This is a genomic window from Roseiconus nitratireducens (assembly GCF_008629675.1).
GTDB lineage: Bacteria > Planctomycetota > Planctomycetia > Pirellulales > Pirellulaceae > Stieleria > Stieleria nitratireducens.
This window is the reverse complement of sequence record NZ_VWOX01000038.1, coordinates 1-16494: the sequence shown is the minus strand read 5'-3', so window position 1 is coordinate 16494 and position 16494 is coordinate 1. Positions and strand designations below refer to the sequence as shown.

The window sequence follows — 16494 nt, the reverse complement described above, 5'->3', positions numbered from 1 at the left end:
GAGCGGGAGGGTGAAGTGGCCAAACACGTCATCGCTGGTCACAGATTCTGGCTCGATGATTCACTAACCGCGGGTCTTCAGTGATGCTGGTCCGAGGTCCAACGCGACTCCATGACCTACGGAAATGCATGAGCGTGGGACATCGACTGCCGTCCACCATCAAAACTGCCGTTCGTCCCTTCTCTTCAGTACAGTCTTCAATACATCGAATTCCCATTCATCGACTCGTCGGGAATCGCTTGAATCGCGTCCCAGTGTTCAACGATTTTCCCCTCGCGATCGAAACGAAAGAAGTCCATCGTGACGTATTCCTGGTCATCCGGCCACGATTGATGCGTGTGCAGCGCCACCAGATCCCCCTCGGCGACGGCTCGTACAAATTCAATCGACTTGCGTGGATACTCTCGCGCCATCCGCTCGAAGTACTCAACGAATGCATCCTGACCGTCGCCAACCAACGGGTTGTGCTGAATGTATTCGGCCCCAACGAACTGCTCGACCGCCTCGCGAGGGTTACCAAGGTAAGCCATGCGATAGAACGCGATGGCGTTTGTTTTGTTCGTTTCCAGGTTGGAGGCCATACGATGCTCGATGAAGTTGAGAGGATGCCGGAGTTGACCGGGACGGATAAGAATGCCGGAATTGCAAAACGGCAAAACCCGAATCGGCTTCAGTCGCTCAGGTTGATCCTTGCATCGCTTCCTTAGCCACTGTCCGGTGCGATTCGGCGCGTCAGGAAGTACTTGGCGTTTCCCCGGGAATCCCAATCTTTGATCTCGCCGGAGCTCTGGTAGCCAAACCGGAGATAGAACCCAGGTGCTTGGTGCTCCAGCGTGTCAACATACCCGTAGCAGCATCCCCGCAATCTAGCCAACCGCTCCGCCTCCCGCATCAGTGACGTTCCGATGCCACGCTGACGGTGGTCGGGGGCAACGGCCAGGATATCGATGCGAAGCCATTTCCGCTGGGTGTAGCCCAGCAGACCGCCAACGACGGCTTGTTCGCTCCAGGCAATCAGGTTGATCGGGTCTTTGGGTTTGGGGCTCGTCAGCAGCTGCATCAGTTCGGGATTCGCGTTCCAGTTGTGGTCGCGCAACAGAGCACAAACCGCTTGACAGGCGGGAGCTTCGTCGTTCGGTTCCAAGGTAAGACGAATTTCGCTTGAAGCGGTCATCGAATGCCACGCCCTCAATGTGACCAGGTTTCACGCACGTAGCGCATCGCCGCACGGTTGAAGTCCGGACGCAATCTTCCACAGACTACCCGATGAGCACGGGAGGGTGTTGAACATCGCACCTCGGAGAACTCGGCGTCCTCGGTGGCACGACCGGCCCCGTCGAATGCTACAACTGAGGATTGACGACGTAGGTGAGAGGGCGGTGTGACGCTCCTTGTACCACCACAACGACTGCCATCGGCAGACAGCGACGGCGCTCGATGTTATGCTTGGCCGTTGACGTGATTGCCTTCCGGTTTCCTCGGCGGAAGCCCGCAGGTGGTCAAGTGACACGCAGATGTCGCACCTCCTTGGTGTGACTTGCATCCATCAGGAATGGCCCCGTGAATGTCATCTGCTCCCAGTGTGCGGCGTTGAACCGCGTTCCCGAGGCGCGATTGCGGGACAAACCCGTTTGCGGGAAGTGCAAACAGGCGTTGCTTCCTGCTCATCCGATCGATTTGACGGAAGAGCAGTTTGCGAGATTCGTCGGCAAAACCGAAGTTCCGGTGCTCGTCGATTTTTGGGCGCCGTGGTGTGGCCCATGTCGCATGATGGCGCCGGCGTACGCGGAAGCCGCAGCCAATCTCTCGCCACGGATCCTGTTGGCGAAGTTGGACACCGAGCAGGCGCCTCAGACGGCAAGCCAATTCGGTATCTCCGGCATCCCCACCATGATCCTGTTCCGCGCCGGCCGAGAAGTCGCGCGTCAGTCCGGAGCGATGAGTGCCGACCAGATCGCCCAATTCGTCGGCGTCGGGTAAGACGCAGAAAGCCGCGGCCAGAAGCCTCCGAGCTCTCGTCAAGCTCGGCAGATCAACCGCGTTCAGCCGAATCGAAATAGCTCCCTGCCTTTCCGACCAAGCGTCACGGGCCCAGGAGATTCGTCTGACGAGGCATTTTTGCCCATATGCACTGCGGAGGCACCAGCACGCGCGAGAATGAATGAGGATCGCACCGCCGGGCTTTCCCATTCCAGAACGTCGTGGATGTCCAGATTCTTTGAGTGCACCGGCCGGATTCTTGTTAACACCGGCCGTTCTACCGGAATTAATAGGCATGCGACCAGAAGTTTCTAGCGACGAACAGGCGGAATTCGTAGCGCTGCTCACCGCCAGCCAGGGGGCGATCGCGCTGACGATCCGCGCCCTAATGCCCGGCGAGCGTCAGGTCGAGGAAGTGGTTCAGCAGACCAACGCAAAACTTTGGCAAAAGCGCGGCGATTTCCAGAGGGGCACCAATTTCCGCGCTTGGGCCAGCGCGATCGCACGCTACGAAGTGCTGAACTTTCGAAAACAACAGGCTCGGGATGCCCGGCTGACCTTCTCGGACGAATTGACACGCTGCATCGCCGACGAAGTCCCACAAATGCAGGACGACCTGAGCGATCAACAACTCGCCCTCCGCAAATGTCTCGGAGAGCTGAAAACGGAAAGTCGCGACCTGCTGCTGTCCCGCTATCGCGGCGATGAATCGATTTCCCAGCTTTCCGCCCGATTGGGCCGAAGTGTCGGTGGGTTGAGAGTGACTTTGAGCCGACTTCGCACCGCCCTGCTGCGATGCATTCAACGCCGTCTGGATTCCGCGGAGGGCCTCGCATGAATCAGGAAGAACGCCTACTTCTGATCGATTCCCTTTTGGACGGGTCCATCAGTGACGCGGATCGACTCCGAATCGAAGCCGAGATGATTGTTGACCGCTCGGTAAGACAGGAGTACTACGATCGCGTCAAGCTTGCCATGCTGTTCGAAAATGAGCTGGCAGAGTCTCCCGCATTCAGTCCCCCAATTTCACCCGCGAACACGAAACGAACTCGCTGGATCACGATTCTGTCGGGTTCGATCCTTGCCGTCGCCGCAAGCATTTTGGTCCTGGTTATCAGTGGGAAGACGACCGACCCCAGCGGCGAGGGAAACCCGGCCTCTCAACCGACCGCCGCTGGTCTGAGGTCCGGTGCGGAGCTTTCCGCGAGCGGATTCGCGGTCTTGAACGGGCAAGACGACGCAGTTTGGACGGGCACCGCCTTCCGCGAAGGCGATTTGTTGCCGTCCGGTGAACTGCATCTTGCAGCGGGTCTGGCCCACATCGAGCTCTTCAGCGGTGTCCAAATCGTGGTGGAGGGCGAGTGTCAATTCACGATCGATTCTCCGATGCAAGTCACGATGCTTCGGGGCATGGCGCGGGCTCACGTCCCCGAACCGGCGCAAGGGTTTCGAATCAAGACGGCATCGGGTGATGTTGTCGACTTAGGGACCGAATTCAGCGTCAACGTTGACCATGACGGTGCGGATGTGCATGTCATCGATGGAAAGGTCGAGTTGCATCCGCCGGGGAGCGACTTGTTGCGTCTGGATGCGGGCGCCTCACGTCGGTTGGCGGAATCAGGGCACATTCTGGACGCGCGTTCCCAATCGACCGGACCGGTCGGACCAACCGAGTTCCAGGATCGAGTGCGGCAAAAACAACAACGGCGGTTTTCCCAATGGTCGCAGTGGGGGGATTCCGTCCAATCGGATCCGCGGGTCGTCGCCCACTACCGATTTAGATCGGACCGCCCTCAAACGCGGTTGATCGAGAACCTGGCGAACCATCGCAGCCCGCTTGCTTCCGACGGAACCATCGTGGCAGCGAAAAGAGGGACCGACCGCTGGGGACGCAGCGAAGGCGCGATCGATTTCAGTCCGATCGGCAGCAGAATTCGCGTCGACGTCCCAAGCGAGCACCGCGGCGTGACGCTGATCTGCTGGGTCAAAATCAACAGCCTGGATCGCTGGTACAACTCCCTGTTCCTGACCGACGGACACGAAGAGCGGGAACCCCACTGGCAATTGATGGACGACGGACGTGTTTTCTTCTCCGTCAAAGTGCCCAAGGACGAAACAGAATCCCAACGCCCCCAGCCTGTGTTTTACTCGCCGAGCATCTGGACCCCGGCTTTAAGCGGGCGTTGGATCATGTTGGCAGTGACATACGACGTGGATCGCGAAATGGTCACCCACTATTTGAACGGACAGCCAATCAGCAGCGAACGGATTCCGGATCAGATGTTGGTTGAATCCATTCGCATCGGCCACGCTTCGATCTGCAACTGGAGCGAGCCGATGTACCGCACGGACCCTGATTTCGTGCTCCGCAATCTGAACGGAACGATGGATGAGTTCGCAATGTATTCCGGCGCATTGTCCGCCGATGAAATCATGCAATGGTATGAAACGGGAAACCCGAATGAGTAAGCAGTTTTTCTTTTTCGCCGCAACGATCCTGTTGGTCGGTTTCTTCCGCACGCCGGATTTGTTCGCCGATGAATCCACCGATGAATCCACCGAGCGACAATTCACTCTCAAAGTGTTGCCATTGCTGAAGGACAAATGCTTGGGGTGCCACGGAGGCGATCCGAGCGATCTCAAGGGCGGATTCAGCGTGCTCGATCGCGAGTCGCTGTTGCGTGGAGGCGAATCTGAGGAACCAGCGGTCGTCCCGGGCTCTCCCGACGACGGAACTTTGGTCGGAGCCATCGCCTGGGAAGGCTACGAGATGCCGCCCAAAGAGAATGACCGTTTGACGGACCAGCAGATCGATCTGTTCCGAGACTGGATCCGGCAAGGTGCTCCGTGGCCGGACGAAGAAACTCAAGCAGCGATTCGAGACGCGGAGGCGCAACGTCGCATCACGGATGACGGAATGATCGTCCGCACAAGCGGCGGCACATCGGAAGAATGGACCAATCGCCGATACGAAGTGGAAGATCTGTGGGCGTTTCTGCCGGTCAAGAGCGTTGCCGAATGCCTGCCTTCCGAGATTGATCGCAACCAGGCAATCGACCACTTTATCAATCGCCGGCTTGATGAAGCGGGCCTTGAGGCTGCGGGGCCGGCCGAGGCAACCGACCTGATCCGGCGAGCGACCTACGACTTGACCGGCCTACCGCCCACACCTTCGGAAGTGGACAAGTTCACCAAAGCCTACCAGGAAGACTCTCAACAGGCCTGGGAACAGTTGGTCGACCGTTTGTTGGACAGCCCCCGATACGGCGAACACTGGGCCCGACACTGGCTGGACGTCACACGGTACGCGGACACCGGCGGCATGTCGAACGACTACGAGCGTTCCAACATGTGGCGATACCGTGACTACGTGATCCGTGCCTTCAATTCAGACAAACCGTACAACGAATTCATCGTCCAGCAGCTTGCCGGTGACGAGCTGGCCGATGAGGCTTACCGCGAACGAAACGACGCGTCCCAGGAACAAGTTTTCCAGGCGCAGCTTGACGGCGACTACAACGAAGAAGAAGCGGAGGCGATCATCGCCACGGGATTCCTGAGGATGGGCCCCTGGGACAACGCGATGGTCGACGCCGATGAGGCTCGGCAGATGTACCTGGATGACCTGGTCAACATCACCGGTCAAACGTTTCTTTCGCAAACCCTTCGCTGTTGCAAGTGCCACGACCATAAGTTTGACCCCATTCCCACGCGAGATTACTACCGCATCTACTCTGCCTTTTCGACCACGCAAATGGCGGAACGCCCGGTTCCGTTTCTGCCGGAGGAGGATCTCAGTCAAGCCGCATCGGGCCGTGCACACGTTCAGCGAATGCTGGACTTCGCCGTGAAGGAAAAGAACGCGATCCTGGAGAAACAGGAAGCGGCGGCTCGTGCCTGGTACGACGAGCACGAGCTTCCCTACAAAACGGAAAACGAACGAAAAGACGACCCGGACGAGATGAAACCGCCCCGCCACGTGGGACTCAGCCCTACCGAACAAGGGCAACGGAAGGTCCGCGAGCAGGACGAGTGGATTTGGGCCCGGCGGCTGGAACGATACGAGCCCATGGCGCAAAGCGTGTACAACGCGGCTTCATTTGACCTTTCGTGGAACGGGGCACGAAAGCTGCGTATCCGACGAAAGCAGAATGACGGTGCCGCGCCGAAGAACCACATCTTGCTCGGGGGCGCATTGACCGCCCTGGGAGACCGCGTTTTTCCCGGCGTCTTGAGCGCCGCGGCGTTGGAAGTCCGTGACGACGCCGACGATCCCTACCTGCTGCCGGGGAAGGTCGCGGGTCGCAGGCTGGCGCTGGCCCGGTGGATCGCCGATCCGGACAATCCCTTGACGACTCGGAGCATCGTCAATCGCCTTTGGCAGTTCCATTTTGGCAGAGGAATCGCCGCGAACTCCAACAACTTTGGTGCCAAAGGTGCCAAGCCCACGCACCCCCAATTGCTCGATTTCCTGGCGTCCGACTTCATCGACAACGGTTGGTCGATCAAACAGATGAACCGCCGGATCATGTTGTCGGATGCCTATCGCCGATCGAGTGTCGTTCCCAATCAAAAGCAACTTGCCTCCGTCGATCCCACCAATGCTCTGCTTTCCCATTTCCCCCGACGCCGACTGACGGCCGAAGAGATCCGCGATTCGATCCTGGCCGCGACTGGAGAACTGGTGCAGTCCGACGGTGGGCTTCCGGTGATGCCGGAGATCAACATGGAAGTCGCACTGCAGCCTCGCATGATTCAGTTCTCCTTGGCGCCAGCCTACCAGCCTTCGCCGACACCAGATTTGCGAAATCGTCGCACGATCTACGCTTACCACGTTCGCGGCCAGGCCGACCCCTTCACGGAATTGTTCAACCAGCCGAATCCGAACGAGTCGTGCGAATTGCGTGAATCGGCGGCCGTGACCCCGCAAGTCTTTACGTTGCTCAATAGCGATACCATCACGGATCGCTCGATTGCGATGGCCCAGCGACTTGAGCGCGAGCGTGACAGCTTGCCGGAGCAGATCCACCGGGCCTTCAACATCCTGCTGTTGCGCGCCCCGTCGCAATCGGAGACGAAACGGCTAGGGCGCTACGTCAATGAAATGACGGTTTATCACAAGTCGGTCGATCCGAAGGACGCCGAGTACCCCGCCAGCATCACGCGATCGTTGGTCGAAGAGTTTAGCGGCCAAACGTTTCAATATGAGGAGATTCTTCCGGTGTTCGAGAGCTACCGGGCCGACACCAAACCCGATGAAGTCGGACCAAGAACTCGAGCACTCGCCGATCTGTGCCTGTTGCTGTTCAACGTGAACGAGTTCATGTACTTGCAGTGACTTGATCCCACCGGCTCGATCGCCCGAGTTCCCCACCGCCCAACCCCATAGATGGTTTCATGAGCGTTTCAAGACGTGATTTTCTCTACGGCCTCAGTGCATCCCTTGGATCCGTCGCCTTTACTTCCATGCTGGATGCGGAAGAGGTGGCGACGTCACCGCTGGCACCTAAGAAACCGATGCTCCCGGCCAAGGCAAAGAACGTCATCATGCTGTTCATGGAAGGAGGTCCGGGGCACATGGACACGTTCGATCCGAAACCCGAACTTTCTCGGCTACACAAGCAAGAATCGAAGCTGGGCTTCGGGCAAGAGAAAGGATTCAAATTCTTCGTTGGCAGTCCGTTTCAATTTCGGAAAACGGGAAACAACGGCATCGAAATGTGCGACCAGTGGCAGCACCTGGCCGATCCCTACATTGCCGACGAACTTTGCAACTTTCGGGGCTGCCAGGCGGAATCACTCAATCACCCCGAAGCCCTGTTCCATCTGAATACGGGCAGTCGGCTGGGGGGTGATCCGGCCGTGGGCGCCTGGGTGAATTACGGCTTGGGCACCGAAAACCAGAACCTTCCCGGTTACGTCGTGATGACCGAACTGGCGTTGCCACAGGGCGGTCCCACCAACTGGAGCAACGGTTTCCTGCCTCCCTATTATCAAGGCACCCGTTTACGGCCCCAGGGTTCGCCCATCCTGGACCTTGCGTCGCAGAGCTTCAAATCCAGAGAACATCAACGTCGCGCCCTGGACGAACTGTCCTGGCTGAACGAACAGCACCTGAAGTCACTCGGCGAAACCGATCAGCGATTGCTTGCCAGGATGGAAAATTACGAGCTGGCATTTCGCATGCAAACCGAAGTTCCGGACGTCATCGACCTCGGCAAAGAATCACAGAAAACGTCTTCGATGTACGGATTGGATGACCCCGAAACCGAGGTGTTTGGCCGGCAATGCCTGATGGCTCGGCGGCTGGTAGAAAGCGGCGTTCGGTTCGTCCAAATTTTTAGCGGCGGTTGGGATAGCCACGATTACCTGGAGCGGGGGCACACCGCACGGATCAAGAGTGTCGACAAACCGATCGCAGCGTTGATACGCGATCTAAAACAGCGTGGCATGCTGGAAGATACACTGGTGATCTGGACGGGCGAATTCGGGCGAACCCCCGACAACAACAAACGCGGTGGAGTCTATTCGCTCGGTCGCGGACACAACAATCAGGCGATGACGATGCTGCTAGCCGGTGGTGGCGTCAAACCCGGTGTCGTGGGGGCGACCGACGAACTCGGTTCGGCGGCAGTCGAATGCGTCCATCCCATCCGCGACCTGCACGTCACCTTGCTTCATCTGTTGGGCCTGGACGACAACAAGCTGACCTATTTTCACGGCGGCCGTTTCAAGCAACTCTCACAGTTCGGGGGAGAGGTCATCAAGGAGATGATCGCGTAGAAGCCCCTTCGCAAGTTATCGGTACTGTCCCGCGGAGAAAGTTTTCGAAAGAGAGCTTGGAGGGACGCCGTGGATCCGCTTGAACGCGCGAGAAAACTGGAAAGCGTCCGCATAATGCAGGCGTTTTGCGACCGCGTTTACCTTGAGACCGCGTTCTAGAATGAGTTCCGCGGCGTAGTTCATCCGCACACGAAGCAGGTACCGATACGCTCCGGATCCTGCAAATCGTTTGAACAACCTGGAAAGATAGACCGGGGAAAATCCCAACTCGGCGGCAACCTCCTCGATTGTTTTGAATTCCAAAAACCGCTCCTCGATAAGCCGACATGCCATCTCAAAGGTATGGAACGCCTCCGATGATTCGCCCGTTGCCGACGACACCATTCGCTGCTGAATCTTCTGGAAAAACAGGCGGATCAACGTTTGGCAGATCGCTTCGGCTGAATCCCCCACATCTCGCGCTTCTCGATCGATCAGATTCCAGAGTTCGACCAACTCGTGCGGTCGTCGAATGGTGACCGGTCGTCCCTCCAATAATCCCAGCTTGCCGAGACGATCCGCGACCTCTTGACCCGCCAAGTCAAGGTAGTACTTGCGCATGTTGTCCGGCGCCAAATTCAGAATCCGGTGCGGGATGCCGGGACCGTACGCGAACAGGGATCCGATCTCTAACGCGTGATCTTTTCCGCCCATCGATAGCAAGCCGCGCCCCTCGCTGACCCATTCAATCGCATAGTAAGCAAAGTCACTTCGTTCGACGATGTAGTCGGCATCCATCCGCTCGACGCCACCGCAAACCAGCGACACCGGCTGTTCATCCGACGGGTGCAGTTTGAGGTAGAAACGCCTGGCGTCGTGCGTCTGTCGGGAAACGAAATCCGGTTCGCCAGTCATCTGTCGAGGTTAAGAAAAGACATGCCGGGTTCATGTTTGGCTATGGAGGTGAGCATTGCCACGGCCACAATGATACCCGAACGTTAACCCAAGGCGGATCCAGTGCATTTAGAAAAATTGTCTTTTGGTGTGGGCGACCGGTTTGCTCACCAGGCTGCGGCGCAATTACGCGCATTTGAACAAGCGTCCGAACTGGGCGTGGACATTGTTCCGGTGTGGAACAAATCCAATCGCGAGCATCAATTCGTCGGCTCCAACCCCCAAAGCGTCCGCACGGCAGCCCAACACGCAGTCGAAGAGCGGGGTTGGAAGAAAAGTTGGTACGTCGACGCGGATCACATCCAACTTTCCACCGTCGACCCTTTTCTGGACTGCAGTGACTTTTTCACGATCGACGTTGCCGACTTCATCGGAACGCCTGTCGCAAAGGACCAGATCGACCAGTTCGTCGACGCGCACGGTGAACTGATCGGCGAGCTTCGGCTACCAGGCACGCAAACCTGCTACAAAGTCGACCGCGACTTCGTGACACGTGTGGCCCGCCAGTACCTCGGGGCGTGCAAGGCCGCCGGAGAGATCTATCGCTACATCGCGAACGCCAAAGGCGAAGATCACTTCATCGCGGAGGTATCGATGGACGAAACCGATTCGCCACAGATGCCCGCCGAGCTGATGGTGATTCTGGCAGCTCTTGCTGATGAGAAGATTCGCTTGCAGACGATCGCGCCGAAGTTTACCGGACGATTTAACAAGGGCGTCGACTACGTCGGCCAGATCGACCATTTCGAACGCGAGTTCAATGAGGATTTGGCAGTCATTAGCGAAGCGGTCCGGCGTTACGGCCTTCCCGAGAATCTGAAACTAAGCGTCCACAGCGGCAGCGACAAGTTCAGCATCTACCCGGTCATCCGCAAGGCCATCAAGGACAAAGGTGTTGGCATCCATTTGAAGACCGCCGGCACGACGTGGCTGGAAGAGCTGATCGGGCTCTCCGAAGCAGGAGGCGACGGATTGGAGCTCGCCAAAGAGATCTACGCCTACTCGTTGGAGCACCTGGACGAGCTCTGCTCCCCCTATGCGAGCGTGATCGACATCGATTGCTCGGCGTTGCCATCGGTCGAGGAAGTCACGCAGTGGGATGGGCCGCACTTGGCGGCGACTCTGCGCCATATTCCTGATGATCCTCGCTTCAACGCCAATGTTCGACAGCTACTGCACGTCGCATTCAAAGTCGCCGCACAATCCGGCGACCGCTACCTGGACCTGCTGAAAGCGAACCGGGAAATCGTTGGCGAACAGGTGACCCGCAATCTGCTCGAACGCCACATGAAACCACTCTTTATCGGCTAGGAGAACGTCATGAGTGTCGCAACACTCCCGACAAGACAACTTGGAAACACCGGTCTAGAACTACCCATTCTCAGCTTCGGCGCATCGTCGCTCGGCAACGAGTTCCGTAAAGTGGAGATGTCCGACGTCTTCGCCAGCGTTCACACGGCGCTGGAACTGGGCATGAACCTGATCGACACGTCGGCGTACTACGGACGCGGCATGTCAGAGGTCCTGCTCGGCATCGCGCTCAAAGACATTCCTCGTGACCAGTACATGCTGTGCACCAAGCTGGGGCGATACGATGTCGAGCATTTTGATTTCTCCGCCAAGCGGGTTTCCGAAAGCATTGACGTCAGTCTGCACCGGCTACAGACGGATCATCTGGAAATCGTGCTGTGCCACGACATCGAATTTGTGCCCCTGACGCAGATTATCCAGGAGACCATTCCGGCGATCGAAAAAGCGAAAGCAGCGGGCAAGGTTCGGGCCATCGGAATCAGCGGTTATCCGATGAAGATCTTCAATGAAGTGGCTTCGCAGACCGACCTCGATTGCATCATGTCGTACAACCAATACACGCTCCAAAACACACGGCTGGTCGACGATGTGGTGCCCCAACTGGAACCCAAAGGAGTCGGCATCATGAATGCCGGACCTTTCGCTGCTCGCTTGCTGACCCATGCTCCGCTACCGAGCTGGCACAAGGATTCGTTGGAAGTGCAGCAGGCAGCGCGCTTGGCGGCAAAACTTTGTGAGCGGCGGGGCGTGGACATTGCAAAGCTGGCGCTCCAGTTTTCCTGCAGCCACCCATCCCTTGCCACCACCGTGGCCGGCAGTGCCAATCCGGAGAACATTCGCAAATGGGCCGACTGGATCAGCGAGCCGATGGACGAAGGACTGCTCTCTGACGTGCTGAAGGTACTCGAACCGGTTCACAACATCAGCCACCGCGAAGGGCTTCCGGAGAACAACGAGCCATGAAAGCTCTGCAAATCAGCGACGTCAGGACATGGAAGCAGATCGATATTCCGGAACCCGGCGATCCTGGCCCGGGGGAAGTCCTTGTTCGGGTACACCGCATGGGTGTCTGCGGAACGGACGTCGGCTGCTATCTGGGCAAGTTCCCGTTCTTTGAATTTCCACGGATCCCGGGTCATGAATTGGGCGTCAAAGTGCTGGCGGTTGGCGACGGGGTCACGCATCTCAAAGCGGGCGACCGCTGCTGCGTCGAACCCTATTTGAATTGCGAAAGGTGTGATTCGTGTCGGCGTGGGCACACCAACTGTTGCGAACACAATCAGACATTCGGGGTCATGTGTGACGGGGGACTGACCGACCAGGTCATCCTGCCCGCTCGAAAACTTCATCCCTCGGGATCACTCAGCTACGACCAAGCAGCTTTGGTGGAAACGCTTGCAATCGGATGTCATGCCGTCGACCGCGGCGGGCCAACAGCGGGTGACAATGTGCTGATACTCGGCGCCGGTCCGATCGGCTTGTCCGCACTGGAATTTGCGAGGCTCAATCAAGCCAACGTCGTCGTGGCCGACATCAACCAACAGCGTCTAAATTTTGTCTCCGAAGCAATGGGCGTCGCCCAAACCGTGAAGCTGGAAGGCGACGACCGAGACATTGAAATGATCCGGGAATTCGGCCGCGGCAGGCTGGCGGACGTGGTGGTGGATGCAACCGGAAATCACCGCAGCATGGTGCGAGCGTTTGATTTCGCCGCTTTTGCCGGCCGGGTCGTCTACGTCGGAATCACTCAAAACGATCTGCAATTTCCCCACGCACCCATCTTTCATCGACGCGAATTGACTTTGTTGGCAAGCCGCAATGCGATGCCAGCCGACTTCGAAAAGATTGTCGCTTTGATCGAAGACGGAAAGATCAACACGGATCCATGGATCACCCATCACGCCTCATTCGATGAGGTGCCGCGAGTTTTTGATCAGTGGATCGCACCGGGCTCCGGCGTCATCAAGGCCATGATCGAGGTGACGGCGTGACTGAATCGGAGAAATTGACGACAGAGCCTTCACAGATGTCCTCCAACGACATCGCCACTCGGCCGGAAAAGCCACCTGTCGTTCCTCGGCAATACCTGGTTCCCTTTGTGCTGACAACCTGTTGCTTTGCCTTGTGGGGATTCGCAAACGACTTTACGAATCCCTTGGTCAAGGTGTACGAGAACGTGTTCGTTATCACGACGTCCCAGGCGTCGTGGCTGCAGTTTGCGTTCTACACGGGCTACTTCTGCATGGCATTGCCGGCTTCTCTCTTCATCCGTCGATTCTCCTACAAAGCCGCCATCATGGTCGGCTTCAGCTTTTACATCCTGGGCGCTCTGTTGGCCGTTCCGGCAGCATCCACGGCGACGTTCGGTTTGTTCCTGCTCGGGTCCTACGTCCTGACCTACGGTCTGGCCTTTTTGGAGACCGCTTGCAATCCGTACATCCTTGCGATGGGCCCCCGGGAAACCGGGACACAACGATTGAACCTGGCCCAGGCGTTCAATCCGGTTGGTTCATTGGTTGGCATGGGCGTCGCGACCTTGGTGTTGGCACCCCAGTTACAAACGGGAGAATTCCGCGAAAAGCTGGGCGACCGAGACCCGTCGGTCGTCCGGCACCTGGTCGTTCAACCGCACGCGAGCGAGAACTCGACGACCAAGCTGGCCGACGGAACGACGGTCAGCCTGTATGCCGAAATCCCAGAATTTCGCAGTGAGGTGGGCGCCCTGGACGCGGCGATGCCCAACGCGCTCAAGGGATTCCGTTCCAGCGACCCCGATGCTTTTTTTGCGATGCAGCGCTCCGATTTGGATGCCGTCAAAATGCCTTACATCGTGATCGCGGTCATCGTGACGCTGTTCCTTGTCGTGTACGCGATGTCCAGCATGCCGACGTTTTCGGAACAGCGAGGACAATTCACCGTTGGCGAGACGGTACGCAACCTCTTCAGCCAACCGAGGTTTCGCGAGGGAGTGGCCGCGCAAGGATTCTACGTCGGCGCGCAGATCATGTGCTGGACCTTCATCGTCCACTACGGCATGGAACAGGTCGGCTTATCTCTCGCCCAGGCACAATCGTACAACATCGTCGCGATGGTGATTTTTTTGTGCAGCCGATGGATCTGCACCGCACTGTTGCGAGTCTTCAGCCCGGGATTGATGCTGACCGTGTTCGCCTGCGGAGCGTTCGCGTTCACGCTTGGAGCCATCTATCTGCCGGGCAAGGTCGGGCTGACAAGCCTGGTCATGATCTCGGCCTGCATGTCATTGATGTTCCCAACAATCTACGGCATTTCACTGCATTCCTTGACCGAGGAAGAGTCCAAGCTTGGATCGGCGTTCTTGATCATGGCAATCGTCGGGGGTGCCGTCCTCACAAAACTGCAGGGCGGCTTGATCGACGCCTACTCGGTCCGTGTTTCTTTTTGGCTGCCCGCCACCTGCTTCCTGCTGATTGCCCTCTACGGTCTCCGAACCTTTGTCAAGTTCGAACGTGAAGTGGATGTTTTGCCCTGATCCGTATCGCCCAACCGGAAACGAATAATCGACGAGTCAAATCAAATGGCAGATTCAATGATCAAACAGCGGCTTTCAGTCTTCGCGGTCCTCGGCGGACTTGCGTTCGCCCCCCTGGCCCCGATGCCAGTTTCTGCTCAAGAACGAAAGTCGGCCGAAGAACCCTTGTCAGTCGACGATCCGATGGCTCCGCACCCCAGGGTTGCTGCGGCGATCGATCGAATTGATCGGGTGATCCAAGAGGGGCCCTTCGACCCGACCTGGACGTCCTTGGAAAACTATGAGATCCCGAAGTGGTACAAGGATGCCAAGTTTGGCATCTTCATTCACTGGGGCGTTTACAGCGTGCCGGCCTTCGGAAGCGAATGGTATCCCCGCCAGATGTACATTGATACCGAGCGGCGTGGCGACAACTTCTTTACTCACCACGCGAAAACATACGGCCCCCAATCCGACTTTGGCTACAAAGATTTCATCCCAAGATTCAGAGCGGAGGCCTTCGATCCTGCCCAGTGGGCTGATCTATTCAAACGGGCGGGAGCGAGATATGTCGTCCCCGTCGCCGAACACCACGACGGTTTTCCGATGTACGACTGCAGCTTCACGTCGTGGAACGCAAAGGAAATGGGGCCGAAGCGAGACATCATTGCGGAACTACAGACCGCTGTTCGCGACCGGGGAATGAAATTCGGATTGAGCAGCCATCGGGCATTTAATTGGAAGTACTTTGTCCGACGCCCCGAGTTCGATAACGCCGATCCGAAATACGCGCGCTTGTATGGCAGGCCGATGCCGTTCCTCTTCAAGGAAGACGCAGCCGATTACAAATCGCGATTTGAACCGCAGGACAAACAATTCAAAGACGACTGGCTGGCCAGAACCTGTGAGCTTGTCGACAAGTATGACCCCGATCTGATCTGGTTTGATTTTGGCATCACGGCAGGCCAAGACACTGAGTACACCGACAACCATTTCTCCCCCTACCTGCAGCGATTCGCGTCGTACTACTACAACGTCTCTTCCCAACGTAAAAGACCTCTGGGAATTATCAATTACAAATGGAAAGCTTTCCCCGAGGGCGCAGCGGTTCTGGACCTGGAGCGGTCCAAAATGGATGCGATTCGCACCCCCTTTTGGCAGACCGATACGGCAATCAGCAGTAGTTCCTGGGGCTACACGGAGAACCAAAAGTACAAATCGGCTGGCCGCCTGGTCGACGATCTCGTCGACGTCGTCGCGAAGAACGGTTGTCTGCTGCTAAACGTTGGACCGCGTGCCGATGGTACGATTCCAGACCAGGACCGTGAAATCCTGCTCAGCATCGGAGAATGGCTCGACGTCAACGGCGAAGCGATTTATGAGACGTCCCACTGGAAAACGTATGGCGAAGGCCCCACGAAGACGACCACCGGGCACTTGGCTGAACACAAGGATCAACCGTTTACGGCGCAAGACATCCGGTTCACCACCAAAGGCAACTTCCTCTATGCGATCCTGCTCGACTGGCCCAAAACGCCCCGAGTCACGATCAACACGCTGACGGACTCCGATCAAGACATCGGCATCATCGAATCAATCGAGATGCTGGGGACCGATGCCGATATCCGCTGGACTCGCGACAAACGGGGATTGCATGTCAGCCTTCCCAGCCAACCACCCTGCGAGCATGCCTACGTGCTGAAACTGCGTCTTTCCGGCAGCCCACCGTCACAGGCAGAGACCCCGTAGCCGACGCACGCAACCTGGCGATCCTCACTTGTGCGAACTCGCTAGCGATCAATGTCGGAGTTCCCGCAGAGCGGCTGCGCTCGCATCGATCCGTTTCGATTCATCCACTCTGTCCCGCAACACCAAACGTCAAGTAGACCGACATGTCGCCCCGAAGATTCTCGTCCTGGATCCTGGTTGCCAAGTTTGCCGTTTTGTTTTCCGCGTCGGTCGCCGGCGCGCGAGATTCCGTCCGGCATCAAACAAAG

Annotated in this window: 13 protein-coding genes; 10 read left to right on the top strand and 3 right to left on the bottom strand. The window is 57.6% G+C overall.

The genetic code is table 11. The features are described 5' to 3' along the window. Nucleotides 1-197 precede the first annotated feature (197 nt). On the bottom strand, nucleotides 198-581 hold the full coding sequence (locus FYK55_RS28220; protein WP_150079966.1) for a nuclear transport factor 2 family protein: 384 nt from the start codon (nucleotides 579-581) through the stop codon (nucleotides 198-200). Nucleotides 582-703: 122 nt separating this feature from the next. Further along, the gene (locus FYK55_RS28215; protein WP_150079965.1) at nucleotides 704-1174 is read right to left on the bottom strand and encodes a GNAT family N-acetyltransferase; all 471 of its coding nucleotides are present in this window, start codon (nucleotides 1172-1174) and stop codon (nucleotides 704-706) included. A 386-nt stretch (nucleotides 1175-1560) separates the two neighbouring features. Between FYK55_RS28215 and trxC the strand changes: the two genes are divergently transcribed. The 5 genes from trxC to FYK55_RS28190 all read left to right on the top strand — a co-directional run bounded on the left by trxC (nucleotide 1561) and on the right by FYK55_RS28190 (nucleotide 8763). Further along, the gene (trxC, locus tag FYK55_RS28210; protein ID WP_150079964.1) at nucleotides 1561-1980 is read left to right on the top strand and encodes a thioredoxin TrxC; all 420 of its coding nucleotides are present in this window, start codon (nucleotides 1561-1563) and stop codon (nucleotides 1978-1980) included. A 295-nt stretch (nucleotides 1981-2275) separates the two neighbouring features. Then, nucleotides 2276-2818 carry a sigma-70 family RNA polymerase sigma factor gene (locus FYK55_RS28205; RefSeq protein ID WP_150079963.1) on the top strand — a complete coding sequence of 181 codons (543 nt, stop codon included), beginning with the start codon at nucleotides 2276-2278 and terminating at the stop codon, nucleotides 2816-2818. After that, nucleotides 2815-4449 carry a LamG-like jellyroll fold domain-containing protein gene (locus FYK55_RS28200; RefSeq protein WP_161604812.1) on the top strand — a complete coding sequence of 545 codons (1635 nt, stop codon included), beginning with the start codon at nucleotides 2815-2817 and terminating at the stop codon, nucleotides 4447-4449. Before FYK55_RS28205 ends, FYK55_RS28200 begins: the two co-directional genes overlap by 4 nt. Further along, nucleotides 4442-7318, top strand: a complete 2877-nt coding sequence (locus FYK55_RS28195; protein WP_150079961.1) for a PSD1 and planctomycete cytochrome C domain-containing protein — start codon at nucleotides 4442-4444, stop codon at nucleotides 7316-7318. Before FYK55_RS28200 ends, FYK55_RS28195 begins: the two co-directional genes overlap by 8 nt. Before the next feature lie 59 nt (nucleotides 7319-7377). Next, complete coding sequence (locus FYK55_RS28190; RefSeq protein WP_150079960.1) at nucleotides 7378-8763, top strand: DUF1501 domain-containing protein; 1386 nt, start codon at nucleotides 7378-7380, stop codon at nucleotides 8761-8763. A 15-nt stretch (nucleotides 8764-8778) separates the two neighbouring features. On the opposite strand, the gene FYK55_RS28185 is transcribed toward FYK55_RS28190, so the two are convergent. Next, complete coding sequence (locus tag FYK55_RS28185; RefSeq protein ID WP_150079959.1) at nucleotides 8779-9657, bottom strand: helix-turn-helix transcriptional regulator; 879 nt, start codon at nucleotides 9655-9657, stop codon at nucleotides 8779-8781. A gap of 102 nt (nucleotides 9658-9759) precedes the next feature. Between FYK55_RS28185 and FYK55_RS28180 the strand changes: the two genes are divergently transcribed. The 5 genes from FYK55_RS28180 to FYK55_RS28160 are packed head-to-tail and all read left to right on the top strand — an operon-like array spanning nucleotide 9760 to nucleotide 16246. Next, nucleotides 9760-11007: a tagaturonate epimerase family protein gene (locus FYK55_RS28180; RefSeq protein ID WP_150079958.1), complete on the top strand. Its 1248-nt coding sequence runs from the start codon at nucleotides 9760-9762 to the stop codon at nucleotides 11005-11007. A gap of 9 nt (nucleotides 11008-11016) precedes the next feature. Next, nucleotides 11017-11970 carry an aldo/keto reductase gene (locus FYK55_RS28175; RefSeq protein ID WP_150079957.1) on the top strand — a complete coding sequence of 318 codons (954 nt, stop codon included), beginning with the start codon at nucleotides 11017-11019 and terminating at the stop codon, nucleotides 11968-11970. After that, nucleotides 11967-12998 carry a zinc-binding alcohol dehydrogenase family protein gene (locus tag FYK55_RS28170; RefSeq protein ID WP_150079956.1) on the top strand — a complete coding sequence of 344 codons (1032 nt, stop codon included), beginning with the start codon at nucleotides 11967-11969 and terminating at the stop codon, nucleotides 12996-12998. Before FYK55_RS28175 ends, FYK55_RS28170 begins: the two co-directional genes overlap by 4 nt. A 35-nt stretch (nucleotides 12999-13033) precedes the next feature. After that, a complete protein-coding gene (locus FYK55_RS28165; protein WP_150079955.1) occupies nucleotides 13034-14518 on the top strand; it encodes an MFS transporter in 1485 nt (494 codons plus the stop codon). 45 nt (nucleotides 14519-14563) lie between these two features. After that, complete coding sequence (locus FYK55_RS28160) at nucleotides 14564-16246, top strand: alpha-L-fucosidase (RefSeq protein ID WP_235909035.1); 1683 nt, start codon at nucleotides 14564-14566, stop codon at nucleotides 16244-16246. Nucleotides 16247-16494: the final 248 nt, after the last annotated feature.